General features: G+C 59.3%; 27 protein-coding genes. 11 read left to right on the top strand and 16 right to left on the bottom strand.

Going from position 1 to position 24,945, the window contains the following annotated elements; translation table 11 throughout:
• Window positions 1-18: 18 nt before the first annotated feature.
• Window positions 19-1,137 carry an alanine dehydrogenase gene (gene ald / locus SJY13_RS12800; protein ID WP_377191337.1) on the bottom strand — a complete coding sequence of 373 codons (1,119 nt, stop codon included), beginning with the start codon at window positions 1,135-1,137 and terminating at the stop codon, window positions 19-21.
• A 136-nt stretch (window positions 1,138-1,273) separates the two neighbouring features.
• On the opposite strand from ald, the gene SJY13_RS12795 reads away from it, so the two are divergent.
• On the top strand, window positions 1,274-1,732 hold the full coding sequence (locus SJY13_RS12795; protein ID WP_085822988.1) for an Lrp/AsnC family transcriptional regulator: 459 nt from the start codon (window positions 1,274-1,276) through the stop codon (window positions 1,730-1,732).
• Between the two features lie 3 nt (window positions 1,733-1,735).
• Here the strand turns inward: SJY13_RS12795 and SJY13_RS12790 are convergent, their stop codons facing one another.
• Window positions 1,736-2,575: a CPBP family intramembrane glutamic endopeptidase gene (locus SJY13_RS12790; protein ID WP_377191336.1), complete on the bottom strand. Its 840-nt coding sequence runs from the start codon at window positions 2,573-2,575 to the stop codon at window positions 1,736-1,738.
• A gap of 288 nt (window positions 2,576-2,863) precedes the next feature.
• Here SJY13_RS12790 and ppk2 point away from each other — a divergent pair, with 288 nt between their 5' ends.
• A complete protein-coding gene (ppk2, locus tag SJY13_RS12785) occupies window positions 2,864-3,787 on the top strand; it encodes a polyphosphate kinase 2 (RefSeq protein WP_085822986.1) in 924 nt (307 codons plus the stop codon).
• 52 nt (window positions 3,788-3,839) lie between these two features.
• Here the strand turns inward: ppk2 and SJY13_RS12780 are convergent, their stop codons facing one another.
• The 3 genes from SJY13_RS12780 to rpsU form a co-directional block, all read right to left on the bottom strand.
• On the bottom strand, window positions 3,840-5,033 hold the full coding sequence (locus SJY13_RS12780; protein ID WP_377191335.1) for a CAP domain-containing protein: 1,194 nt from the start codon (window positions 5,031-5,033) through the stop codon (window positions 3,840-3,842).
• A gap of 204 nt (window positions 5,034-5,237) precedes the next feature.
• Window positions 5,238-6,365, bottom strand: coding sequence for a CAP domain-containing protein (locus SJY13_RS12775; RefSeq protein WP_377191334.1), 1,128 nt, complete (start codon window positions 6,363-6,365; stop codon window positions 5,238-5,240).
• Window positions 6,366-6,664: 299 nt separating this feature from the next.
• On the bottom strand, window positions 6,665-6,871 hold the full coding sequence (rpsU, locus tag SJY13_RS12770) for a 30S ribosomal protein S21 (RefSeq protein WP_005614280.1): 207 nt from the start codon (window positions 6,869-6,871) through the stop codon (window positions 6,665-6,667).
• Between the two features lie 111 nt (window positions 6,872-6,982).
• Between rpsU and SJY13_RS12765 the strand changes: the two genes are divergently transcribed.
• Window positions 6,983-7,675 (top strand): COQ9 family protein, encoded by a 693-nt coding sequence (locus tag SJY13_RS12765; protein ID WP_377191333.1) that lies wholly within the window; start codon window positions 6,983-6,985, stop codon window positions 7,673-7,675.
• A gap of 62 nt (window positions 7,676-7,737) precedes the next feature.
• The gene (locus SJY13_RS12760) at window positions 7,738-8,724 is read left to right on the top strand and encodes an NAD(P)H-quinone oxidoreductase (RefSeq protein WP_377191332.1); all 987 of its coding nucleotides are present in this window, start codon (window positions 7,738-7,740) and stop codon (window positions 8,722-8,724) included.
• A 32-nt stretch (window positions 8,725-8,756) separates the two neighbouring features.
• Here the strand turns inward: SJY13_RS12760 and SJY13_RS12755 are convergent, their stop codons facing one another.
• Entirely contained in the window at window positions 8,757-9,614 is an 858-nt protein-coding gene (locus SJY13_RS12755; protein ID WP_377191331.1) for a DUF2189 domain-containing protein, read from the bottom strand.
• Between the two features lie 192 nt (window positions 9,615-9,806).
• Here SJY13_RS12755 and SJY13_RS12750 point away from each other — a divergent pair, with 192 nt between their 5' ends.
• On the top strand, window positions 9,807-10,790 hold the full coding sequence (locus tag SJY13_RS12750) for a quinone oxidoreductase family protein (RefSeq protein ID WP_377191330.1): 984 nt from the start codon (window positions 9,807-9,809) through the stop codon (window positions 10,788-10,790).
• A 53-nt stretch (window positions 10,791-10,843) separates the two neighbouring features.
• Here SJY13_RS12750 and SJY13_RS12745 read toward each other — a convergent pair whose 3' ends face one another.
• The 9 genes from SJY13_RS12745 to SJY13_RS12705 form a co-directional block, all read right to left on the bottom strand.
• The gene (locus SJY13_RS12745; RefSeq protein WP_377191329.1) at window positions 10,844-11,377 is read right to left on the bottom strand and encodes an outer membrane protein; all 534 of its coding nucleotides are present in this window, start codon (window positions 11,375-11,377) and stop codon (window positions 10,844-10,846) included.
• 243 nt (window positions 11,378-11,620) lie between these two features.
• Complete coding sequence (locus SJY13_RS12740) at window positions 11,621-12,097, bottom strand: YHS domain-containing (seleno)protein (protein WP_085822980.1); 477 nt, start codon at window positions 12,095-12,097, stop codon at window positions 11,621-11,623.
• Window positions 12,098-12,291: 194 nt separating this feature from the next.
• Complete coding sequence (locus SJY13_RS12735) at window positions 12,292-12,561, bottom strand: hypothetical protein (protein ID WP_377191328.1); 270 nt, start codon at window positions 12,559-12,561, stop codon at window positions 12,292-12,294.
• Window positions 12,558-13,163, bottom strand: coding sequence for a glycerol-3-phosphate 1-O-acyltransferase PlsY (gene plsY, locus SJY13_RS12730; RefSeq protein WP_377191327.1), 606 nt, complete (start codon window positions 13,161-13,163; stop codon window positions 12,558-12,560). Before plsY ends, SJY13_RS12735 begins: the two co-directional genes overlap by 4 nt.
• Complete coding sequence (gene pyrC, locus SJY13_RS12725) at window positions 13,163-14,443, bottom strand: dihydroorotase (protein WP_377191326.1); 1,281 nt, start codon at window positions 14,441-14,443, stop codon at window positions 13,163-13,165. The genes plsY and pyrC overlap by 1 nt, the downstream gene beginning before the upstream one ends.
• On the bottom strand, window positions 14,440-14,826 hold the full coding sequence (locus SJY13_RS12720) for a hypothetical protein (RefSeq protein WP_377191325.1): 387 nt from the start codon (window positions 14,824-14,826) through the stop codon (window positions 14,440-14,442). The genes pyrC and SJY13_RS12720 overlap by 4 nt, the downstream gene beginning before the upstream one ends.
• Window positions 14,811-15,329, bottom strand: coding sequence for a hypothetical protein (locus tag SJY13_RS12715; RefSeq protein WP_377191324.1), 519 nt, complete (start codon window positions 15,327-15,329; stop codon window positions 14,811-14,813). Before SJY13_RS12715 ends, SJY13_RS12720 begins: the two co-directional genes overlap by 16 nt.
• On the bottom strand, window positions 15,326-16,261 hold the full coding sequence (locus tag SJY13_RS12710) for an aspartate carbamoyltransferase catalytic subunit (protein ID WP_377191323.1): 936 nt from the start codon (window positions 16,259-16,261) through the stop codon (window positions 15,326-15,328). Before SJY13_RS12710 ends, SJY13_RS12715 begins: the two co-directional genes overlap by 4 nt.
• Window positions 16,262-16,321: 60 nt before the next feature.
• On the bottom strand, window positions 16,322-16,951 hold the full coding sequence (locus SJY13_RS12705; protein WP_377191322.1) for a scavenger receptor class F, member 2: 630 nt from the start codon (window positions 16,949-16,951) through the stop codon (window positions 16,322-16,324).
• Between the two features lie 85 nt (window positions 16,952-17,036).
• Here SJY13_RS12705 and SJY13_RS12700 point away from each other — a divergent pair, with 85 nt between their 5' ends.
• The 6 genes from SJY13_RS12700 to SJY13_RS12675 all read left to right on the top strand — a co-directional run bounded on the left by SJY13_RS12700 (window position 17,037) and on the right by SJY13_RS12675 (window position 24,529).
• The gene (locus SJY13_RS12700) at window positions 17,037-17,801 is read left to right on the top strand and encodes a uracil-DNA glycosylase (RefSeq protein ID WP_377193635.1); all 765 of its coding nucleotides are present in this window, start codon (window positions 17,037-17,039) and stop codon (window positions 17,799-17,801) included.
• Window positions 17,801-18,400, top strand: coding sequence for a metallophosphoesterase family protein (locus SJY13_RS12695; RefSeq protein WP_377191321.1), 600 nt, complete (start codon window positions 17,801-17,803; stop codon window positions 18,398-18,400). The genes SJY13_RS12700 and SJY13_RS12695 overlap by 1 nt, the downstream gene beginning before the upstream one ends.
• Window positions 18,397-19,017: a LysE family translocator gene (locus tag SJY13_RS12690; RefSeq protein ID WP_377191320.1), complete on the top strand. Its 621-nt coding sequence runs from the start codon at window positions 18,397-18,399 to the stop codon at window positions 19,015-19,017. The genes SJY13_RS12695 and SJY13_RS12690 overlap by 4 nt, the downstream gene beginning before the upstream one ends.
• A gap of 6 nt (window positions 19,018-19,023) precedes the next feature.
• Window positions 19,024-19,566 (top strand): molybdenum cofactor biosynthesis protein B, encoded by a 543-nt coding sequence (gene moaB / locus SJY13_RS12685; protein ID WP_377191319.1) that lies wholly within the window; start codon window positions 19,024-19,026, stop codon window positions 19,564-19,566.
• A 104-nt stretch (window positions 19,567-19,670) separates the two neighbouring features.
• Window positions 19,671-21,125, top strand: a complete 1,455-nt coding sequence (locus SJY13_RS12680; RefSeq protein WP_377191318.1) for an efflux RND transporter periplasmic adaptor subunit — start codon at window positions 19,671-19,673, stop codon at window positions 21,123-21,125.
• A 5-nt stretch (window positions 21,126-21,130) separates the two neighbouring features.
• Window positions 21,131-24,529, top strand: a complete 3,399-nt coding sequence (locus SJY13_RS12675) for an efflux RND transporter permease subunit (protein ID WP_377191317.1) — start codon at window positions 21,131-21,133, stop codon at window positions 24,527-24,529.
• Here the strand turns inward: SJY13_RS12675 and SJY13_RS12670 are convergent.
• Window positions 24,526-24,945: an NUDIX hydrolase gene (locus SJY13_RS12670; RefSeq protein WP_085822969.1), complete on the bottom strand. Its 420-nt coding sequence runs from the start codon at window positions 24,943-24,945 to the stop codon at window positions 24,526-24,528. The genes SJY13_RS12675 and SJY13_RS12670 overlap by 4 nt on opposite strands.

Raw genomic sequence — 24,945 nt, 5'->3', positions numbered from 1 at the left:
TTTCAGGGGCGGGAGCGCTTAGGACTTGATCACCACATTGGGGGATACCACGTCGATCCCCAGTGCTTTGCCAACCGCGTAATAGGTCAGCTGACCGGCATGAACGTTCAAACCCGCCAGCAGATGTGGGTCGTCCTGGCAGGCTTGTTTCCAGCCTTTGTCGGCCAGTGACAGCAGGAACGGCATCGTCGCATTCCCCAGCGCAATGGTCGAAGTGCGCGCAACCGCGCCGGGCATGTTGGCCACACAGTAATGCATGATGCCGTCCACCTCATAGATCGGATCGGCATGGGTGGTGGCCTTTGAGGTTTCAAAGCAGCCGCCTTGGTCGATGGCCACATCCACCAGAACCGCGCCCGGTTTCATGGTCGACAATTGCGCGCGGGTCACCAGTTTGGGGGCCGCAGCGCCTGGGATTAGCACCGCGCCGATCACCATGTCGGCCGTCTGGATCAGTTCAGCCGTTGCACCTGCCGTCGAGTACTGGTTGTTGAACGTGTTGCCAAAGACATCGTCCAGGTACCGCAGGCGCGGCAGCGAACGGTCCAGCACGGTGACATCAGCACCCATACCAGCGGCGATCTTGGCCGCATGCGTGCCCACGACACCGCCGCCGATCACAACAACTTTCGCCGGGCCAACGCCTGGTACGCCACCCATCAGAACACCACGGCCGCCATTGGCCTTTTGCAATGTCCACGAGCCGACCTGCGGTGCCAGACGGCCTGCAACCTCGGACATCGGTGCCAGCAGGGGCAGGCCTCCGGCCGCATCGGTGACGGTTTCATAAGCGATGGCCGTGCAGCCCGAGGCCAGCAGGTCATGGGTTTGATCCGGATCCGGTGCCAAGTGCAGATAGGTAAACAGCAGCTGGCCTTCGCGCAGCATCTTACGCTCGACCGCCTGGGGTTCTTTGACCTTCACGATCATGTCGGCGGTGGCAAAGACTTCTGCTGCGGTGTCGACGATCCGGGCGCCGGCGGCCATGTATGCATCGTTGTCAAAACCCGATCCCATACCGGCATCGGTTTCGATGAGGACCTCATGACCTCGCGCAACGGCCTCTTGCGCGGCGTTGGGGGTCATGCCAACGCGGAACTCCTGGGGTTTGATTTCCTTGGGGCAACCGATTTTCATTTTAGGTCTCCATTCATAAACTGCCTAAATTATGTGCAATTTGAGACGCAATTTCTGTGAAACTCTGCCCGCATTCACGCTTTTAATCGGGATATTTTCCGGTAAACTTCGAATACTCTGCAAAGGTCTTGCGTGAATGAGCCTAGATACGACCGATAAAAAGATTCTAGCCGCGCTTCAGCGAAACGGCCGCATGTCGAATGCGGAGCTGTCCGAGCAGGTAAACCTGTCCCCTTCCGCCTGTCACCGGCGGGTGCAGCGGCTTGAGGCGGATGGTTATATCAAGAACTATGTGGCACTGCTGGACGCGCGGAAAATGAACGTACCGACGACGGTGTTTGTCGAGATCACGTTGCAGGGCCAGGCCGAAGAGGTTCTGGATGCGTTCGAAAAGGCCGTGGCCCGCATCCCCGACGTGTTGGAATGCCATCTGATGGCGGGAACGGCCGATTATATTCTGAAAGTCGTCGCCGAAAATACCGAAGATTTTGCCCGCATCCACCGCCAATACCTGTCGCGATTGCCGAGGGTGGCACAGATGCAAAGTTCATTTGCATTGCGCACGGTGTTCAAGACCACAGCCTTGCCGGTGTGATGCTCAGGCCGGGGCAGGGTAGGTAAACAGGACCAGATGCAGGACGTTAAATCCGAAATGCATCAGAACCGGCACCCATAGCCGTCCGGTCGCGTAATACCCCAAACCACACGCGCCCCCGAGGATTGCAGCAAAGACAACCAGCGCGGGGCCACCGCCGAAATGGGCCAGACCGAACAGCAGGCTGGCAGCGGCAATGGCAATCGGCGCCCCGAGTTTGGAGGCAATGGCCGATTGCAGGTAGCCGCGAAAAAACGCCTCTTCGGTTAAGCATGTCAGAAACAGGTTGGCCAAAGCGAATATCAGCCACCAATGCGGCAAGCCAAATTCGGGCCGGACAGCACCCGTTGCGAGCCCAAGAAGAAACAGAACCGGCAGGATCGTGAGGCCCGCGACCAGTGGCATCACCCGGGTTGGTAGCGCATTGCGTGTCATTCCGGGCCATACCATCAGAACGGCGAACAGAACCAGCGGCTTGTCGAGGTTCAGGTGCAGCGTGAATGTGGTGCTATCGAGCCCGGCTTGGACCTGATCCAGAACCAACAAGTTGTGAAAGCCGGGCACCAGATGCGCCCCCAGCGCAAGGCTCCACAGGACCAGCGCCAGATGCCCCAGCAGTGCAACTCTCCCGGAGAGACGATGTAGCATGCCAGCGCCCAGCGGGCCAATCGCGGCGATTACAGCGGCGAGCGGTGTGACAAGGCCAAGCGCCAGTGCCACGCTGCCAAAGACCGTCAGCAAGGTCAGGCCCAGAGCCTGCCTGCCGGACACCCCACTGATCTGCGCGGCCATCAGGATAAGCCAAGGCCAGACCATCGGTAGAAGGGAAAGGAAATGGGCCACGAAAATCTCAAGGTTGTTTCGAAGCCCTTGATGCCGTCACACCGTGGCCCAAGGCAAGGCTGCAAGAGGTCAGATTACACCAAGTTGTTGGCAATGCGTCAACTCTGACGGTTGTATCTAGCGTTAAGCGGGTCCAAATAAGGAGAAAGGCCGGACACCCTTATGCATTACCTTGATCCAGCTGTTGCGCGCAACGCCGGCTTGAATAGGGTTATTCATCAATTGCTCTGATGACATCAGGTGTTTACATGCGCCTTGTACGGTCCGAACCCGACAGACGATAAGGAAATGACCTTGGCTTACGAAAACGAATACGCCCCGAAAGACTGGTTGGAAGCCGAGTTGGAAGACACGCTGGACGAAGATTTTGAGATCGAATTCAGCGAACCCATGCTCTCGATGGAAATTCGCAAGATCTATAAGGATCAGCATCCCGATATGCTGGACCGCAAGGTCTATTTCCGCAATCTGCTGCGCCTACAGGCCGAATTGATCAAAGTGCAGGATTGGGTGCAGCATACCGGGGCCAAGGTCTGCATTCTGTTCGAAGGCCGCGATAGCGCCGGCAAGGGCGGCGTGATCAAACGCATCACACAGCGTCTGAACCCGAGGGTGGCGCGCGTGGTTGCCCTTCCAGCTCCCAGCCGTCGCGAACAGAGCCAGTGGTATTTCCAACGCTATGTGCCGCACCTGCCCGCCGCCGGTGAAATCGTGCTGTTCGACCGGTCCTGGTACAACCGCGCCGGGGTCGAACGGGTAATGGGCTTTGCCAGCGATGATCAGGTGGGACAGTTCTTTCAGGACGTTCCCGAATTCGAACGGATGTTGGTTCGGTCGGGGATCATCCTACTGAAGTACTGGTTCTCGATCACCGATGAAGAACAGCAGCTGCGGTTCCTGATGCGCATCCACGATCCGATGAAACAGTGGAAATTGTCCCCGATGGATTTGGAATCCCGAATCCGCTGGGAAGCCTATACCAAGGCCAAGGAAGACATGCTGTTCCGCACCAACATCCCCGAAGCGCCGTGGTATATTGTTGAAGGCAATGACAAGAAGCGCGAGCGTCTCAATTGTATCGAGCATCTTTTAACCAAAGTTCCCTATGCAGACGTTCCGCAGGAAAAGGTCGATCTGCCAGATCGCAAATACAATCCGGAATACGAACGCCGTATCCTGCCGGACGAATTGCACGTGCCCAAGATCTATTAACTAAAAAAGCCCCCGAATCGGGGGCTTTGGGGTTCGCGAGCAAGAGTGTGGCTTAGAAAACAAAGTCGTTGTTATCGAGGCTGGAGAGCAAAGTATTCTCCAGGATCATTTCGTTTCCTTGTCCGTCATTGATGATGACGTCACTGCCGGATTGCCGGATGTGGTTGTTCATCAGGTCAGCGTAGCTGTTGATGGTCTGCGATGGTGTCAGAATAACCCGATCTCCGTCTGAAAAGTCCTTTACCCGGTCCTTGCCCGTCATGAACACAAAGTTGTCGGCGCCGCTTCCACCGATCATCACGTCGTCTCCTGCGCCGCCGAGCAATTGGTCATTTCCGCCGCCTCCGACCAGACGATCATTGCCGCCATGGCCTATCAGCAGGTCGTTGCCAGATCCTCCATGCAAAAAGTCGTTTCCAGCGCCACCAAAGAGCTGATCATGTCCTGTAGCTCCGACGAGCTTGTCGTTTTGACCTCCACCGCGGAGCACATCATTGCCATTGCCGCCGTTCAGATCGTCATCATCGCGGCCGCCATTCAGGACGTCGTTTCCATCGAGCCCTCGTAGAGTGTCTTTCCCCTGGCGACCAACCAGAACATCGTGACCGCTTTGCCCGAACAGCGTATCGTCCCCGTCAAAGCCATCCAGTCTTCCGGATTGTCCCGCTTTCAAGGCAAACCAGTCATTCGCCCCGGATCCGTTGGTTCCGGCCGCGACAAACAAAGGACCTGTTGGTGCGGGGTCCACCGGATCAGGTACGGGTGTGCCACCCTGGCCTGTTCCGCCATTGTCCAATTGCACCGGCGCGGACGTCCGGGCAAAGTTCTGTGTCACCATGATGGCATTTACGCCGTTGTAGTTCCCAACCTCGATACCGATGCCAACGACAGTCACGTTCGGATCAAGGATGTTGGCCCGGTGGCCGGAGCTGTTCATCAGACCGTTGTGCAGATCCTGTACATCGTCAGACAGACCCGGAGCACCGCGCACGCTTTGCCATGCAATATTCTCGGTCGCGCGCCAGCTGCCTGAAAAGTTGAAACCGGCACTGCCCATGCGGTCCCAGGGTTGGGAACCCCCGGCACCAGTATGGCTGAACTGATCCACGTTCAGCATCCATTTGCTGTGGTCTTCTGCCGCGTCGTTCAGCCGAAGTTCAAGCCGGACAGGAGCAAGCCCTGCTTGCGCGCGCTCTGCATTGACCAATGCAAGCATCTGCCTTTCCAGGGTGCTGGCCGTTGACATGATTCTGCCTCCAATAGAATGAGTTATTTTGGCGGGACATTAATGGCGAGAATTTGGCGGGATATAGTCGCAAACTGGACCGCCCCGCCTTTTAGGCGAATTGCCACCGTCGGGTTCGCCCTATTTGTGCAGAAAACTGCGCAAACCGCCCTTTTCCGGTGTCGCGACGCACCGTTCTGATGCGTCGCGTATCTGGCTGAGACTTTAGACAAAGTCCATCATGCACCCATCTTCCACCAAGATCGGCATGAACGAAGTCTCAAGCTGGGCCGCTCCGCCATCCGGCGTGATTTCCTCGATGGTTTTGGTGTCATCGCAGAAGTCCCCGGCCAGCATGAAATCGTCGCTTTCCATAGGGTCTGTTGTGGCCATCTCGGTGTCGGTCAGCCTGAAATCATCGACCAGAACCAGCAAGTCGTTCACGAACCCCTCGATTGCCGCCAGAAACGCTTCGACGTCGAAACAATCACCAGTGGTGGCGTCAGTGACATCTGTCCCCGGCGTCTCAGTATCCGGGCCTTCGGGATCGGTGATGCCGGTTTCAGGGGGATCGGTGTCTTCGACATCTGTCACCTCGGGATCACCGGTGGCGGGCTCGTCGACCTCAGGCGTTTCTTCTTCCGGCGCGTCAGCGTCCGTGACCTCGGCGTCAGGGGTTTCTGCGGCGGGGTCTTCGGTTTCGGTCACTTCGGGGTCGTCCGTGACATCCGTGTCGGGAAGGTCGACCTCAGGCGTCTCTTCCGCTGGCGTATCGTTGTCTGTGACCTCGGTTCCCGGCTCCTCGGTGTTCTCGTCTGACTCGGTCACGGGGGTCTCGGTGACGTCGGTTTCAGGGTCCTCCACCATATCGACCGGTGGCACTGGGGCATCGCCGGAGTCCAGAACGACCTGGCCATCGGTTGTGGCAAAGTTCTGTGTCACCATGACTGCGTCCCAGCCGTTGAAATCGCCTTCTTCGATGCCGATCCCGATGTATTCATAGTCGGGGTTCAGGATATTGGCGCGGTGGCCCGGGCTGTTCATCAGGCTTTGATGCAGTTGGTCCACGTCGTCGCTGATGCCTTCGGCGCCGCGCTCTGATTGCCAGGCAATGTTTTCGCCCGAGCGCCAGCTGCCGTCAAAGTCGAACCCGGCATCTTCCATCCGTTGGGTTGCGCTGGATCCACCTGATCCGGTGTGACTGAACGTGTCCCGGTCCAGCATCCAGGTGCTGTGATCCTCGGACGAGTCGTTCAGGCGGGTTTCAAGTTGCAGCGGGGTCAGCCCCCTGGATGTGCGCTCATTGTTGATGAGCGCCAGCATTTCTTGCTCGACGGTGTTTGCAGTAGACATGATGCCTCCATTTGGTTGGTCGTCTGATTAGACCGGGCCAGTTACAGGGGGCATCGAATGGGCGAACAGGGGGGCCGGGGAATTCAGCGCATTCCGGCAGGGCTGTGCTGCGAATGCGGGATTCGCTGCGCTGCAAAATGCCGGGCAAAACACCGCTGAGCCCGATTTGGCAGCTTGCCGCCCAGCAAGAGAGCTACTTCGGCGGATTGCAACCTGGCCTTGAAACGACAAACCCCCGGGCAATGCCGCGGGGGTCGTCAAATAGTGTCATCCAAAGCCGGACGAGTCGCGGGCCGCTCTTAGAGCAAACCTTCGCGCTGTGCTTTCTTACGTGCCAGTTTACGGGCACGGCGGATCGCTTCAGCTTTCTCGCGCGCTTTTTTCTCGGACGGTTTCTCGAAATGTTGCTTAAGCTTCATTTCGCGGAACACGCCTTCGCGCTGTAGCTTTTTCTTCAGGGCACGAAGCGCCTGATCGACGTTATTGTCGCGAACACTAACCTGCATGTGGTTGTCACCACCTTTCTAGATAGAGTTGCAAGGAAATTGCAGGAATTGGCCGTATAGCAAAGCCGGTCTATCTTGTCTAGTACTGGGTCCAGGAACCGGAGAGCCGCCATGACCACCACGTATGAAGATGCAAAACAACAGCTTTTGGACGCGATGTTGACCCATGTGCCGTTTGACGGCTGGTCGGAAACCAGCTTTCGCGCCGCTGTCACGGATTGCGGAATTGATGACGCTCTGGCGCGCGCGATCTGCCCGCGTGGTGCGGTTGATCTGGCGCTGGCGTTTCATGCACATGGCGACACGGCCATGGTCGAACGCCTGAATTCAACGGACCTGAGCGATCTGAAATTCCGTGAACGCATTGCTGCAGCGGTCCGGTTCCGGCTTGAGGCCGTACCGGACAAGGAACTGGTGCGCCGCGGAATGACCCTGTTTTCCCTGCCCACCCATGCAGCCGACGGGGCCAAGGCATTGTGGCAGACCTGTGGGCTGATCTGGGACACGCTGGGGGATACTTCGGGAGATGTGAACTGGTACACCAAACGGGCGACTTTGTCGGGGGTCTATTCCTCCACCCTGTTGTTCTGGCTGGGAGACGATTCGCCAGACCATCAGAAGACGTGGGAGTTTCTCGACCGTCGCATCGACAACGTCATGCAGTTCGAAAAAATCAAGGCGCAGGTCAACGACAACCCGCTGTTCAAACCGTTTCTGGCGGTTCCCAATTGGCTGGCCGGTCAGGTAAAGGCGCCGATGAAAATGCGGGCAGACCTGCCCGGAGTACTGAACCCGCGCAAGTAGCCCCGTTGCGGCTGGGCCTTTGGGATTTTGCCTGCTAGGCATTGGGCAAAGGAGATTTGCCCATGACCCAGATGATGCGCGCTGTTGAAATCACCACACCCGGCGGCCCGGATGTTCTGCAGTTGACCGAACGGCCCGTGCCGGAGCCCGTGACAGGGCAGGTGATTCTCAAAGTGGCGTATGCGGGGGTGAACCGCCCTGACGCGTTGCAGCGGGCCGGGGCCTATGATCCACCTCCGGGTGCCAGCGACCTGCCGGGGCTGGAGGCTTCGGGCGAGGTTGTGGCCCTGGGCGACGGTGTCGAAGGGTTAGCTGTTGGCGATCAGGTTTGCGCGTTGTTGCCGGGCGGCGGATACGCGGAATACGTAGCCACGCCCGCCGCGCATTGTCTGCCAGCGCCAGAAGGGATGGGTCTGAAAGGGGCCGCGTGCCTGCCCGAGACCTTCTTTACCGTCTGGTCCAACGTCTTCACCCGCGGTGACCTGAAAGCCGGAGAGCGGTTTCTGGTGCATGGCGGCTCCAGCGGTATTGGCACCACAGCGATTCAATTAGCCAACGCCTTTGGCGCGCGGGTGTTTGCCACCGCCGGGTCGGCCGAAAAGTGCGAGGCCTGTTTGAAATTGGGGGCAGAGAAGGCGATCAACTATCGCGATGAGGATTTCGTGGCGGCCATGCGGGCCGAGGGCGGCGCAAACCTGATCCTCGACATGGTGGGCGGCGATTACATCCCGCGCAACATCAAGGCTCTGGCCGAAGACGGGCGGCTGGTGCAGATCGCATTCCTGCAAGGGCCGGTGGTCGAGCTGAACTTTGCCCTGATGATGGTCAAGCGCCTGACCCTGACCGGCAGTACCCTGCGCCCGCAAAGCGATCTGGCCAAGGCAAACATAGCGCAAGACCTGCGCGAGGCGGTCTGGCCGCTGCTGGCCGCTGGCAAGATTGCCCCGGTCATGGACAGCGAGTTTGATCTGGGTGACGCCGCAGCGGCCCATGCGCGCATGGAAAGCTCTGGCCATATTGGCAAGATCGTCCTGAAAGTAGCGGAGTAACGGCGGCGCGGGGTCCGCCCCGCGCAGGCCCGTCAGACCACGGCGCGGCGATACAGATGCCAGGTCGCGTGGCCCAAGACCGGCATCACAACGATCAGACCCAGCAACATCGGAATCGCTCCGACTACCAGCAGCGCTGCCACGATAAAGCCCCATGCCAGGATGACACCCGGATTGTGTCGCAACACCCGAACCGAGGTGACAACCGCCACAGGCAGCCCGACCTTGCGATCCAGCAGCAGAGGAAAGCTGACGACGCTGATTGCCAAAGCGACAAGTGCAAACAGGAAGCCCACCGCGTTACCGGCCACGATCATCGTCCAGCCAGCGCTCGTGGTAAACACCTGCGTCACAAAAGCACCCAAAGAGGCCGGTAGATCAGGTCCCAGTGTGTGGACATAAATGCTCTGCGCGATCATCAGCCAGATCAGCAGCAGCATCACCAGATAAAACCCCAGCGCAAGGATGGCTCCAAAAGAAGGTGATCGGAACACACCCAATGCATCCAACCAGTGAACTTCGCCCCCCTGTTCGCGCTTGCGGCTGATTTCATACAAGCCCACCGCGGCAACCGGCCCGATCAGGGCGAACCCGGCAATCAATGGTGCCAACAGCGGCACCAAATTGCGGTTCAGCCCGAACCCGAACATCAGCAGCCCGGCGATGGGGTAAATCAGCACCACAAAGATCGCATCCGCCCGCGTTTCCAGAAAATCCTGATATCCTGCTCGCAAACAGAACCGCAGATCACTCAGGGTTAAAGTCTGTACCACCGGCAAGTGCCGGGTATCTGCGCTACCGATACGGGTGACGCTTTCTGCAATATGATCACTGGTCGCGCCGATATTCTGGGCGGCCCAACTGATCGGATTTCCAATTGTCTTGGCCATCTTCATCCCCTCCCTTTGCGTATCAGCGCAGCGGGGTAAATCCGGCATCGGTTGCCCTTGGCCGGACCAGCCGGCAACGTCTGAACCCTTAGTATACCACATTTTTCGTGTTTTGGTTGCACCACTCGAAATCGTGTCGATTGCCCTGAATCTCAGGCGTGATAGCTTGGCGGAAGGTTACAGGAGGTGAGCATGCAGCAAACGGCACGTACCGTCGTTATTCACGAACACGGCGGCCCCGAAGTTCTGAGGATTGAAGACCGCGCCATTGGCGATCCGGGCCCCGGACAGGTTCGCATTCGCCATCAGGCCTGTGGGCTGAATTTCATTGATGTTTATCAGCGCGCAGGCCTGTACCCGATGGAGATGCCGCACGCGCTGGGGATGGAAGCTGCTGGCGTGATTGAGGCCGTTGGCGAGGGTGTGACCCATCTGGAACCAGGCCAGCGCGCGGCATATGCCGCAGCGCCCGCCGGAGCGTATTGCGAAGCTCGTTTGATGCCTGCGGCACAGGTCTGCCCGCTGCCCGACAGCATATCCTTTGACGCGGCGGCAGCGATGATGCTCAAGGGGCTGACGGTTGAATACCTGTTCAATCGCACGACGCCATTGAAACGAGGAGACACTGTGCTGTTTCATGCTGCTGCCGGGGGTGTCGGGCTGATCGCCTGTCAGTGGGCCAAATCCGAAGGGATCAAACTGATCGGCACTGCGGGGACGGATGAAAAATGCAGCCTGGCCCAGTTCAACGGAGCCGCCCATTGTATCAATTACCAGACCGAGAACTTTGCCCAACGCGTGGCCGAGATCACCAAGGGCGAGGGCGTGGACGTGGTGATGGACTCGATCGGGGCGGATACGTTCGAAGGGTCGCTGGATAGCCTGAAGCCCTTGGGGATGATGATCTCGTTTGGCAATGCGTCGGGATCGGTGCCACTGATTGATATTGGTATTCTGGCCAAGAAAGGGTCGCTCAAGATCACCCGTCCGACCCTGTTCACGCATATTGCCGATCACACAGTGTGTCAGGCCATGGCGCGGCGTCTGTTTGGCAAGGTCGAAGGCGGCGAGGTCAAGATTCACATTGATCAGCGTTTTCCGTTGGATCAGGTGGCGGACGCCCATCGCGCGCTTGAGGCGCGGAAGACCACGGGCAGCACAATTCTGGAGCTGTAAAACAGGTAAACCCGGTGCTTGCGCGCCGGGCCCGTTTTGCGTGGATTCTAGCCTCAGAAACGGTAAGCCGCCCGCAGCTGAACAGTTGTTGCATCCACGTCGATCCCGGTAGAGTCGAAATCGTTGAACTCGTGGTACAGAATTTCACCACCGACGCTAATATTCGGGGCCACGATCTGTTCATAGCCCGCCCCGATGAACCAGCCATCGTCGCTGCCCAGATTGTCGGTTCCGGCCTCAGCAAACCCGCCGATACCATAGAGCAGCCCTTGGGATGTCACCTTGTATCCGGCGCGCGCCTTGATGCGCCAAACGTCCTCAACTTCGACGCCGGGGGTCAGCTCAATTCCGGTCCAGTCATAGTCAAAACCGGCCCCCACGACCCAGTCACCAAGGTCATAGTCGTACCCCAGAATGATACCTCCGATTGCGCCATCACCATTTACACCTGAGATATTGGTGTCGATATTGGCGTAGCCAAATTGCAGGCCGCCGTAAAACCCGGTCCAGTTGCCGGATGATTGCGCCATTGCCGAACCCGCAGCAAAGGTCGCGATAACAGAGGCGAGAACAATTTTACCTGTCATAATATTATCCTTTCGTCTGAAATTGGGCGCGGCAAACACCCGCTGCCCGTTCATCTGTACTGATTACTACGGCCCGGTCGGATGACCGGATCACAGCGCAACGGCACATTCCGACCCGGAAAAACGCTCCGCTTATCTGCGGACACGTGTCTTGCTAAAGATGTAGGTTTGCAAATGGGTCGTTTCAAACGACAATCGGCGGCAGAGTCCTCTGCCGCCGATCCAAGAATTTCTGTAGGCGATTTATTGCGCTTGCAGCTCTGCCGGGGTCTTTTCAGCAATGGTTTCCCAGTTGGTGCTGGCCTGTTCGATAAAGCCTGGGATATCGCCTTCCCAGCGTTCCTGGATGTCCTGCGACAGGTTCAGGTACAGCTTGTTGTCAACGATCTTCCAATATGTCGGGTCACCGTCAAATTTGAAGCCCATCGCGGCGCCGAATGCGCAGTAGCCGCCATATGCAGGCAGGTATGCTTCGGGGTTGGCTTCAAACGCGGCTTTGTTTTCTTCATTGGAAAAACGGTACATTGCATCGTCGTGCAATGTGGTGATGCGGTAATCACCTTTGGTCGGTTCACCTTCGGTAAAGTAGGCAACCGGGTCGTAACCCTGCATGGCCAAACCGGTCGAGCTTGCGTTCAGTTCAACGCCTGCAGCCAGGGCCGAGCTTGCGATTGCAACGGACAGCGCGACGCCGCCAATGAGAGATTTGAACTTGTTCATGTTGTTCACCTTTTGTGAAACGGGCGGCCGAGCGATGCTATAATTGCACCAAGGCAACCCCGGGGATTTTGAGTTGAGCGACCGTCAATTGGCCGCCACGCAACCGAGGTGGGCAGTGGCGTCTTCACGTTCAAAACAATCAATTGTGAGTGTGCGCAGATAAAGGGTTGATGTTCAAAAATGCAGAGCAGCCTTCACGGATCACTGCGCCACCCGACTACGAAATCGGTGACCTTTTGCACCGACATCTCGCAGGGGCGCAGGAGGGCGCCATTGTTGCGGGTCAGGTAAAGGTTCAGGCTGATGTAATCGCCACCGCCTAGTTCATCGGCGACCAGTTTGAGGGATTTCCCCCCGGCCAGCTCTGTGCGACTGACCGTATATCGTTTGCCATTGCTCTGCCCGGTTGACGTGCCCGCAGGTATCGCGAAGAAGGCGGTTAGAAAGGCGTCGGATGCGGTCAAGACTTGCCGATTTTGGGTTCAGTGCCTGTGCGAATACGGGCGACGTTCTCGCGGTGACGCCAATAGACCAGCAAGGTCAGGACCACGCCTAGAATAAAGGCTCTCGCGTCGGTCAAAACCATTACCCAGATGGTCGACATCGCGGCGGCAACCAGCGCGCCCAGCGATGAGATGCGCCAGATCAGCGCTGCAACCAGCCATGTCAGGCAACAGGCGACACCGACGCGCCAGTCCAGCGCCAGCCACAGGCCCAGAAAGGTGGCGACGCCTTTGCCGCCTTTGAACCGCAGCCAGACCGGAAAGCAATGGCCCAGAAAAGCCGCCAGCGCAGCGATCTGAGCGGCATCCTCGCCCGCGATAGCGCGGGCCAGCAGCACTGCGGCCGCACCTTTGGCCGCATCGAACAGAAGGGTCAGCGCAGCCGCGGCCTTGTTGCCAGTGCGCAGAACGTTGGTTGCGCCGATGTTTCCGGACCCGATCTGGCGCAGATTGCCCAGCCCCATCACCTTGGCAATGATCATGCCAAAGGGGATGGACCCCATCAGATACCCAATCGCGGCCCAGAGGATCAGCTGGGTCATGGAACTGTCAAAGGGCGGCATCAGGGTCTCCGGTATACTTCTTGTCCAGCCACGTAGGTTGCGGTGACCTTACCTTGCATCCGCTGCCCGTCAAACGGTGTGTTCTGCGATTTCGATTTTAGTGAAAACCGGTCAAGCACAAAGGGCACATTCGGGTCGAACAATACCAGATCAGCCGGTGCGCCAACAGACAGACGACCACTGTCCAGACCCAGCCGTTTTGCCGGATTCAACGCCATGGCGCGGAACAGGGTGGGCAGGTCCAACTGGCCGGCGTGATACAGGCGCAGCGCTGCTGGCAGCAACGTCTCAAGCGCGACAGCGCCCGAGGCCGCCTCTTCGAACGGCAGACGTTTGCTTTCTTCATCCTGCGGCGTGTGCATCGAGCTGATCGTGTCGATCAGGCCGGTCCGTACCGCCTCGATCACGGCCTGACGGTCATCCTCGGACCGCAGCGGCGGCTTGACCTTGAAGAAGGTGCGATAGTCGGCCACGTCCAGCTCGTTCAGCGTCAGATGGTGGATCGAGGTCCCGGCGGTGATGTCCAGGCCATTGGCCTTTGCTCGTTCCAGCGCGGGCAAGGCGCGGGCGGTGGTGACCTGATCGGCGTGATAGGCAGCACCGGTCATCTCCAGCAGGGCGATGTCGCGGTCCAGCCCCATCCGTTCCGCCATGGGTGAGACGGCGGGCAACCCGCGCAGCGCGGCGAACTTGCCGCTGGTCGCTGCCGCACCGCCGCTAAGGCCGGGGTCCTGCGGGTGCGCGATCACCAGAGCACCACAAGAGCGCGCATAGGTCAGCGCGCGGGAAAACACCTTGGTGTTGTCAATGACGTGGTCGCAATCTGTAAACGCGACCGCTCCGGCGTCTTGCAGAAAGCCGATTTCCGTCATCTCACGACCCTCGCGGCCCTTGGTCAGGGCGGCCATCGGCACCACATTCACCGGCGCATCTGCCTGCGCGCGGCGGGTGACAAATTCCAGGCTTTCGGGCGTGTCTGTGGCCGGGCTGGTATCGGGTCGTGTGACGATGGTGGTGACTCCACCCGCAGCGGCTGCAAGACCTGCGGACTTGTAGCTTTCCTTATGTCGCTCGCCCGGCTCGCACACTTTGACGCCGATATCGACGATCCCGGGGGCCAGGTATTTTCCGCCGCAGTCGATGATCGTTGCACCCTGTGCCCGAGCGTCGCCGTCACCGCGCGCCGCGATCCGGCCATTGGATACTTGCAGCCAGCCAATGCTGTCGGTGCCGGTCTCAGGGTCAATCAGGTGGGCGTTGGTGAAGATCAGGTTGCTCATGCCATGGCCCTTTCAATCGCGGCTTTGGTGGCGGCCGGATCCGCCTGGTATTTGATCAGATGCTTGTCGCCGCCCTTGGTGACGATCTGGACAAAGCTGCCCATGATATTGACCGTCGCGATCTGGGCCAGCGCCACGTTGCGCGGGCCAGGGCCGATCAGGGCCTGATCGGACAATTCCCATGTGGCGGCCAGATCTTCCGAGGCCAGATACCAGGCGCGTAGCCCGACAGCTGCCAGACCTGCTGGGGCGCCGGTCCAGACATAAGGGTTGCCGACCAGCCACAGCACAACCATCGCACCGGCCATGGCCACAGCGGCCAGCCACGCATTGGTGCGCAGATAGGCGCCCCTGTCGGGGGTGAAGGTCACAGGATCAGCCATAGGACCCCTCCGACAACAAGCAGGATCACAAGCGCCAGAACGGCCGAGCCGATGCGGCGCGGTTTGGGATCTTCGAGCAGGGTCTGCGGGGCAGAAAACGGCTTGGCGCTTTCGGTTTCGATCTTGCCGCCGGTCCAGTTGGTGGTCTCTTCGGTGTAAAGACCGACCAGGTGCACGCGGGGGTCCGGCTTCAGATCCGCGCCCTGCCCGTCAAAGGCGGCGCTGCGCAGGACCATGACCCAGCCTTCGATGGCCTCAAGCATAGTGCGGTTCAGCTGATCCGCAGAGACGCCGCACCCATCGTTCAGATAGCCAAAAAGCCCCAGATCTTCGAGGTCCGACACCGGGAAAACGTCGATCTGCGCCGGGTCCAGCCCGCTGACGCCCAAAATCTGATCCGCAGCACCGGGTTCGCGCAGGAACTTCGCTTCTTCGGTGCGCATGTCCAGCGAAAACAGGCGCAGCACGCCGCGTTCATGAGGGGCGACTGTCAGGTTGCTCATGCGGCGTCTCGCTGATTGCGGGCCAGCAGCTCCATCGCGGCCATGCGGACGGCGACGCCCATCTCAACCTGCTCCTGGATGACAGAGCGGTTGATGTCATCGGCCAGGGTGCCGTCAATCTCGACCCCGCGGTTCATCGGGCCGGGATGCATCACGATGGCATCGGGCTTGGCCAGCGCCAGCTTGGCGGCGTCCAGTCCGTAGCGGTGGTAATACTCGCGTTCCGAAGGGATAAAACCTCCATCCATCCGCTCTTTCTGAAGACGCAGCATCATCACGACATCGACGTCCTTCAGGCCTTCGTTTATATCGTCATAAATCTCGACACCAAAATCGGCAAACTGGCTGGGGACTAGTGTTGGTGGACCGATCAGGCGGATGCGGTTTTCCATTTTGCCCAACAGGATCAGGTTCGACCGCGCTACGCGGGAATGGGCGACATCGCCGCAAATGGCGATGTTGAGCCGGTGCAGACGTCCCTTGGCGCGGCGAATTGTCAGCGCGTCCAGCAGGGCCTGTGTCGGGTGTTCATGTCGCCCGTCGCCGGCGTTCAAAACCGCACAATTGACCTTTTGCGCCAGCAGATCCACAGCGCCGGAATGCGGGTGCCGCACCACCAGCAGATCGGGGTGCATCGCGTTAAGGGTCATCGCTGTGTCGATCAGCGTCTCGCCTTTTTTGATCGAGCTCGCCTGCATCGCCATATTCATCACATCCGCGCCCAGACGCTTGCCAGCGATCTCAAAGCTGGCCTGCGTGCGGGTCGAGTTTTCAAAGAACATGTTGATCTGGGTCAGCCCCGACAGCACGTCCGAATGTTTGGCGGACTGCCGGTTCAGGTCGACATATTTCTCAGCCAGATCAAGGATGCCGGTGATATCGGATTGCGACAGATGCTCAATGCCAAGAAGGTGACGATGGGCGAAACGCATGGGGCGGGCTCCTGTCTGACAATCGGCCTGCTTATAAGAAGCCCGGTGCGCCAAGGCAACCTAAGGATCAGAGCCTTCGGACAGTTTCTCGCATCCACCGTCGGGCAGGCATTGTTCACCGGGTTTGCACCATTTGCCATAGCCGCAATCGATGGCCTTGATCGGAACACAGCCCTGATGTTCGGAACACTTGAACCCGGGACGGCATTGCGAGTCGGTTTCCTCGCACATGAACCAGCCGGGGCGCGAGCATCCGCCGCCCGGCAAACAGGACGATCCGGATGCGCAGGACTGGCCGTCGTCGCATAAGGTGGGCAGGCCCTGGATGGCGGTGTTTGGGTCAAATTCAGGCCTGATCCTCTCGCATTCACCGCGCGCATTGCAGAACGTGTTGCCAGAACAATCGAGGCGCGAATTGCATTTGTTGGCCCCCGCAGGCGCGCAGCGCGTACCGCCTGCCACGCAGCGCTCAAACGCACCACAGGACCGGCCACCGCCGCAATAGGTGCCGCCCGCGAGGATGCAATAGCCGTCAAAGCTGCATCTCTGACCGGCCGAACAGCAGCGGCTGCCACATTGAAACTGCCCGCCGCGGCACTGGCTGTTGCGGTCGAAAAGCTGTGCAAATGCAGGGCTGCCGACCGTAGTCAACAACACGCCAATCAAAAGGAATCGCAATAACATCATCATGAACGGACCCATGGTCGGTGCGGCGGACCGCCCGATCAAGGCCTATTCGCTTTCCCTCGATCAAAAGCTGGTTAGATTGTGGGTTATGGAATCGGCTTTGGACTATCATACCGCGCGGGCCCTGCTGGACTGGCAGATTGAACTTGGCGCAACAGAAGCGATCGGTGATGTGCCGGTGGATCGCTATGCGCTACCGGATACCACGCCCAAGGCCAAAAAACCCTCTGCTGCGCAGGTGGCCCCTGCTAAGCCCGCAAAAGTCGACCCGGTTACGGTGGCGAAATCGGCGGCTCTGGCTGCCGGGTCGCTGGATCAGCTGCGCGCGGCGATGGACGGGTTCAACCATTGCGAACTGAAGCGCGGCGCGCGGCAACTGGTCTTTTCCGACGGCACCCCAGGTGCGCGGGTGATGATCATCGGCGAGGCTCCGGGCCGCGAGGAAGACCGCGAAGGCAAGCCCTTTGTCGGGCGCGCCGGGCAATTGCTGGATAGGATGCTGGCCGCGATTGACCTCAGCCGCTCTGATTCCGTTTATATCACTAATGTTCTGCCCTGGCGGCCACCGCAGAACCGTGACCCCAAACCTGAAGAGATCGGGATGATGAAACCGTTTCTAGAACGGCATGTGGCGCTGGCCAAGCCCGAGGTACTGGTCGTCATGGGCAATATCAGCTGTCAGGCAGTGCTGGGCAAACGCGGCATTACCCGGCTGCGCGGGCAGTGGGATCAGGCACTGGAACTGCCGGTGATCCCGATGTTCCACCCCGCCTACCTGCTGCGCCAACCGCAGATGAAGCGGCAGGCCTGGGCGGATTTGCTGGACCTCAAGGCCCGGCTGGGGGGGCAATGATGCGCATTCTGGCCTTCTCGGACTTGCATATGGCGCGCAACCGCGCGGCCGAAATAGTTGCCGCCAGTGCCGAGGCAGATCTGGTCATCGGGGCTGGCGATTACTGCAACATGCGGCAAGGGCTGGATGACGCGATGGAGATGCTGTCAAGCGTCACCGCGCCTTTGGTGTTGGTACCCGGAAACGCCGAAAGTGCCGGGGAACTGACCGACGCCGCGCCCGAAGGGGTCCATGTTCTGCACGGTGCGGGCATGACCCTGGACGGGCTGCGCCTGTTCGGGCTGGGCTATGGCGTGCCCAATACGCCGTTCGGTGACTGGTCTTGCGACCTGTCCGAGGCCGAGGCCGCCGAATTGCTGGAGCGTTGTGATGCGGTTGATATCCTGATCACGCATTCTCCGCCCAAAGGGCATGGCGATGTCACCTCACTGGGCGATGCGGTCGGGTCCGTCGCGGTGCGCGACGCGGTTGAAAGGTTGCAGCCACAACACGTCTTTTGCGGCCATATCCATGATAGCTGGGGCTATCGAGGCACCATCGGACGCGCACAAGTCGCCAATCTGGGGCCCAAGGTAAACTGGTTCGAGGTGAGTGTATGATCGAAACGGTCACGCTGCTGGCCTTCATTCCAGCGGCTCTTGCCCTGATTTTTACACCCGGTGCGGATATGTTGTTCTGTTTCGGTCAGGGCCTGCGGTCCGGAGCGCAACCTGCGCTGGCCGCCAGCGCCGGTGTGTCCACAGGATCGCTGATACATGTCTCAGTAGCCGGTCTGGGCCTTGGTGCGGCTGTGTCCAGCCTGCCGTGGCTGTTTGACGTCATCCGCTGGATGGGAGTGGCCTATCTGCTGTATCTCGCATGGGGCGCAATCCGGAATGGCGCGATGTCCGACGAAGCACCAGTCAAACCCACGCGATTTGCTTTTCGTGACGGGCTGGTGGTGAACCTGACCAATCCCAAGGTCATTCTGTTTGTGCTGGCCTTCATTCCGCAGTTTGTGAACCCGGATACCGGATCGATTCTGCTGCAATTCCTGACCTTCGGCATAATCATCGCGCTGGGCGGGTTTGTGGTGAACGGGCTGGTTGGGGTGTTTGCTGGTGGCGCAGGCCGGGCTCTGATCCAGAACCCGCGTGCCTCACATATTATGGGTTGGGTGACCGGGGGGATATTTGCTGCCCTTGCCATCCGGCTTGCCATCATGGAAAGGGCCTGAGGCCACATGTCGCGCATTGACGAAAACAAAGAGTTCATTCCCGTCCGGATCGCCGTTCTGACCGTCTCGGACACGCGTTCGCTGGACGATGACCGCTCGGGGCAGACATTGGTCGATCGGATCGAACGCGCGGGCCATTTGGTGTCAGATCGCCAGATTATCCCGGATGAGCGGACGGATATCGCAGCCCAATTGCGCCTATGGATTGCGGACCCGGCAATTGATGTCGTGATCTCAACCGGTGGCACCGGCCTGACCGGCCGCGATGTGACCGTCGAGGCGCATCGGGACGTCTATGAAAAAGAGATTGAGGCGTTCGGCACCGTTTTCACCTTCCTGTCGATGGAAAAGATCGGCACCTCGGCTGTGCAGTCCCGCGCAACAGGTGGTGTGGCTGGGGGAACGTATCTGTTTGCACTGCCCGGCAGCCCGGGTGCCTGCAAAGACGCCTGGGACGGGATTTTGGAAAAACAGTTCGATTACCGACACCGTCCCTGCAATTTCGTGGAAATAATGCCCAGATTGGACGAACATCTGCGACGGAAGTAGACTGTTCATACGTTCAACAGGTCATAACCGCTTTGTGGCTTGGCATATTTTTCCGCGCGGCTACATTTCAACTTGGCAGCCTGACGCAACCCGGGTGAGTGATAATGCGATTTTTACGGCAAAGCCTTGTCGGTGTTTTTCTGGCGTCCCTGACGCTGGCTTTGCTGTTTGTTGCCTTTCAGATGATTGCCAGCGCGGTTCAGGATGTGCTGACCCGTGATAAAGCCCAGCCAGAGGCGCGCGAACGAGTATTCGCCGTCAGCGTTCGGACCGCAGAGCTGGAATCAATCACGCCCTATCTGGAAGCGTTTGGCGAGGTTCAAAGTCGCCGTAGGCTGGAACTGCGCGCCGCGCTGGGCGGCCGTGTGGTGGCGCTGGCGGAAGATTTCGAGGATGGCGGCTCGGTCACCGCAGACGAAATTCTGGTCGAGCTTGATCCGGCAGATGCGCAATCCGCGCTGGATCGCGCCAAATCCGACTTGCTGGACGCACAGTTCGAGGAACGCGACGCCGAGCGGTCTTTGTTGTTGGCGCAAGACGAGCTGAACTCGGCCGAGGCGCAAGCGGAATTGCGGGGTCGGGCGTTGCAACGTCAGAAAGATTTGCAAACACGCGGGGTCGGGGCCGCAGCCTCGGTAGAAGAGGCCGAGCTGGCTGAAGCCGCGGCACAGCAATCGGTTCTGGCCCGCCGCATTGCACTGGCACAGGCCGAGTCGCGGGTTGATCAGGCGACGACTTTATTGGCCCGCACCCGTATCGCTCTTGAGGCCGCCGAGCGTGATTTGGATGATATGACGGTTCGCGCCCGTTTTGATGGAACTTTGACGGATGTAACGCTGGTCGAAGGGCGTTTGGTTTCGGCCAATGAAAAACTGGCTGAACTTGTCGACCCCAACGCGCTGGAGGTGGCGTTTCGTGTATCCACGGCGCAATACGTGCGCCTGTTGGATGACGAAGGCGATCTGATCAACGCATCGGTGACGGTCTCTCTTGAGGTGACGGGCACTGACCTGTCGGCGTCTGGCCGTATTAGCCGCGACAGTGGCTCGGCGGGTGAGGGACAGACGGGGCGCCTGATCTATGCCCGGCTTAACGACGCGCCCGGGTTCAAACCCGGCGATTTTGTCACTGTGTCGGTGCAGGAACAGGCGCTGGACAATGTGGTGCGACTGCCGTCATCCGCTCTGGATGCCGTTGGCAATGTGCTGGTTCTGGGCATGGACGACCGGCTTGAGGCGCTGCCTGTGCAACTGATCCGCCGTCAGGATGACGAGGTTCTGTTGCGCGGTGCGGGATTGGCCGGGCGTGAGGTTGTGATCGGCCGCACGCCGCTGCTGGGGGCTGGCGTCCGTGTGCGCCCCATCCGTACCGAGGCCAACGCCGGGGCCGAGGCGAACATGGTCGAGCTGTCGGATGAGCAGCGCGCCCAACTGGTCGCCCAAGTTGAGGCCAGTGCGCGGATGACCGAAGACGCCAAAGCCCGGGCTCTGGGTCAATTGAGCGAAGCCAAGGTGCCTGCATCGCTGGTCCGCAGTATTGAAAACCGGGCAGGGGGTTAGGCGCCATGATGCGCGATATCCCCGGCGCGGCGGGTGGGATTCTCAGTTATTTCACCCGGCACCGGACGGTCGCCAATCTGTTGTTGTTGGTGATGCTGGTTCTGGGTGCTGCGGCCATTCCGAACATGCGGGCCCAATTTTTCCCGGACGTGATCCTTGAAGAGGTTACTGTTAACGTCGAGTGGGACAGCGCTGGTCCTGAGGATGTTGACAAAGGTATCGTTCAGTTGCTTGAGCCGTCTTTGTTGGCGGTCGAGGGTGTTGCATACACTTATACAACATCGAGAGAGGGCTCGGCGCGGATAAGTCTGGAATTTGAGCCGAACTGGGACATGTCCCGAGCAGTTGAAGAAGTCAGGACAGCGATTGATGGTGTGGACAGTTTGCCTGACGATTCAGAGACGCCGACGATCCAACGCAGAGCTTGGAGGGATCGAGTCACGGATGTAGTGGTCACCGGCCCAGTAGCGCCTGACCAGTTGGCCAAATTCACTGATGAGCTAATCAACCGTCTGTTTGCGGCTGGCGTGACCCGCACGACCATCCGGGGTCTCGCTGCACCGCGCGTAGTAGTCGAGGTGCCCACCGCGCAGCTGATCGCCAATGATATCACCTTGTCCGAGATTGCCCAGGCCGTCGCCGCCGAGGTGACCGCGAACCCGGCGGGTGACGTGACCGGGGCCAATGCGCGAATTCGCACCGGTACGGAAAAGCGCTCTCCGGAACAGATTGAAGGCATCGCGCTACGCAACTTTGCCGATGGTTCCAAGCTTTTAGTTGGCGATGTGGCACGGATCCGGGTTGAAGGAGCGGACCGCAACCGCAGCTATTTCGTTGGTGAAAACCCGGCCATGTCGATCCGAGTTGACCGCTCGAACCTTGGCGACGCAATCGAAATTCAGCGCACTGTTGAGGATGTTGTCACTGAGATGCAGGCCAGCCTGCCCGAAGGCGTGACGGTTGAACTGATCCGCACCCGTGCGCAAGCAATTACTGACCGATTGGACATTCTGGTGGACAATGGGCTTGTGGGGCTGGGCCTTGTGGTTTGCCTGCTCTTTCTGTTCTTAAATGCTCGCATCGCTTTTTGGGTCGCCGCCGGTATCCCGGTGGCGATGTCGGCGGCGATTGCCTTCATGTACATCGGCGGGCTGTCGATCAATATGGTGTCGCTGTTCGGGCTGATCATCACTCTGGGCATCGTCGTGGACGATGCCATCGTGGTGGGTGAGCATGCCGATTTCCGCGCAAGGCGACTGGGTGAGGCCCCGGTGGTGGCTGCCGAGCGCGCCGCGCGCCGCATGGCGATGCCGGTTTTTGCCGCCACCCTGACCACCGTGATCGCATTTTTCGGCCTGACCGCCATTGGTGGCCGGTTCGGGGAATTGATCCGCGATATCCCCTTTACAGTGATTGCAGTGTTGATCGCCTCATTGATCGAATGTTTTCTGATTCTGCCCAATCACATGGGCCATGCCATCGCGCATTCAGCCAAAGAGCATTGGTACGACATGCCCAACCGCGTGGTGAATCGCGGTTTTCGTAGGGTGCGGGACCACCTGTTCCGGCCGCTAATCTCCTGGGTAATCTGGGCCCGATATGTGGTTGTGGCCGCAATGGTTGTGATCCTCGCCAGCCAGATCGCGCTTTTCATCAAAGGCGATGTGAACTGGCGGTTCTTCAACGCGCCTGAACGCGGATCGGTCACGGGTAATTTTATCATGGTCGAAGGTGCCACACGCACCGAAACACTTGCCATGATGCACGAGTTACAGCGCGCGACAGAGGAACTGGGCCAAATCTACGAAGAGCGCCACGGTCGCAATCCCATTGAATACGTGGTGGCTGAAATTGGTGGCAGTGCAGGCTTTGGTCTGGCTGCGGCGGACGGCAAGGATGCGGACCTGCTTGGTGGAATCTCGATCGAGTTGATCGACGCCGATCTGCGCCCCTATTCCAGCTTTGAATTTGTTGGTGAGTTGCAGGAATTTGTCCCGCGCCTTCCCAAGGTCGAGCTGGTCAGCTTTAGGGGCTGGCGGTCAGGCCCCGGCGGTGATGCGATTGATGTGGAGTTCTATGGCGCGGATGTGAACACGCTCAAATCTGCGTCCGAGGATTTGCAGGCCGAACTTTCGAAGTACCCTGAAGTCTCGGCGATGGAGGACAGTCTGGCCTATGACAAGGAAGAATACATACTGGATCTGACGGCTCGAGGTCAGGCGCTGGGGTTCCGAATCGAAACACTGGGCCGCGTGTTGCGCGACAGATTGAACGGGATCGAGGCTGCGACTTTCCCTGATGGCCCCCGTAGCGCCGAAATACGTGTAGAACTGCCCGAGGGTGAGTTGACGGCTGATTTCCTGGAGCGCACCCTGATGCGCTCCCCTGATGGCGTTTACGTGCCGCTGGCCGATATCGTCTCGGTCGAACGTAAGTCCGGTTTTTCGACCGTCCAGCGCGAAAACGGATTGCGGGTGATATCGGTAAATGGTGACATCTCTGAGGATGACCCTGTCCGTGCCACGGAAATCGATCGTGCACTGAGCGAAGAGATCCTGCCCAACATAGCCGCCGAGCGACAGGTTGAATGGCGGATGTCCGGCCTGAGCGAGCAGGAGAACGAGTTTCTGCACGAGGCCCGAACTGGTCTGATCCTCTGTCTGACCGGAATCTATCTGGTTCTGGCCTGGGTCTTCGCCAGCTGGTCGCGACCTCTGGTGGTGATGGCGATCATTCCGTTTGGGTTGGTCGGCGCGATCTGGGGTCACTATATCTGGGGCGTGCCGCTCAGCATGTTTACCGTGGTGGGTCTGCTGGGGATGACAGGGATCATCATCAACGATTCGATTGTGCTGGTGACCACGATTGATGCTTACCAACAAGAGCGCGGTCTGGTCCCGTCAATTGTCGAGGGCACCGCAGACCGGTTGCGCCCTGTGATGCTGACAACTCTGACAACGGTTCTGGGGCTGACCCCGCTGCTGTATGAGGGCTCGCAACAGGCACAGTTTCTGAAACCCACAGTGATCACACTGGTTTATGGGCTTGGGTTCGGGATGCTGCTGGTGTTGTTGCTGGTGCCTGCGCTACTGGCGATACTGAACGATCTGGCCCGCCCCATGACCGCGATGCGCCGGGCGCTGCGTGCCCCGGATCGGGTGGTGCAAGGTGCGTTGATGGCAACCGTTCTGGCGATGGCACTCTGGTTCGGCCTGACAATGGTGTGGCCGGTGATATCGGGCGCGCCGCTGGGTTTGCTGTCGGGTCTGTACGCCGGCGAAGAAGGCTTGTCGGCGCTGCAAATGGGCCTTGGGGCATTCATTGCAGGCGCTGCGCTGATCCTTGTGCTTAGCATCACGGTGTCCAGCCTGCTGTACGCGCGCCTCAGGGGTCGCGCGGCTTAACCGCGGCGCAAGGCTGTTTCCAAAAGATCGACAACCCGGTCGCTCATGTCCAACTCACCCTGGCGTATCTGCTTGATCGGAAACCAGCGGGCATCCAGCGCATCGTCCCCGGCTAGCGGCTCACCTGATCGGTACTGACACGCAACGCCCACTAACAGGTAATGCGACAGCACAATGCCCTGATCGTCACGCCGCAGCAGGTCGAGATTGTCCAGATAAACCTGTGGCTCGGCCAGGATCGAGGTTTCTTCCCACAGCTCTCTCTGGGCGGCCTGCAGAACGGTTTCGCCCCATTCCAAATGCCCGCCGGGAAACCCCCACAGCCCGGCATCGGGTTGCTTGCTGCGCTGAACCAGCAGCACACGATCCTCATGGAGGACAACGGCCAAAGCGCCGATTTTCGGGGTTTGTGCCAT

The sequence above is a fragment of the Ruegeria meonggei genome, assembly GCF_042768335.1.
Lineage (GTDB): Bacteria > Pseudomonadota > Alphaproteobacteria > Rhodobacterales > Rhodobacteraceae > Ruegeria > Ruegeria meonggei.
The sequence above is the reverse complement of the archived record's forward strand: the minus strand, read 5'-3'. Positions and strand labels throughout refer to the sequence as shown.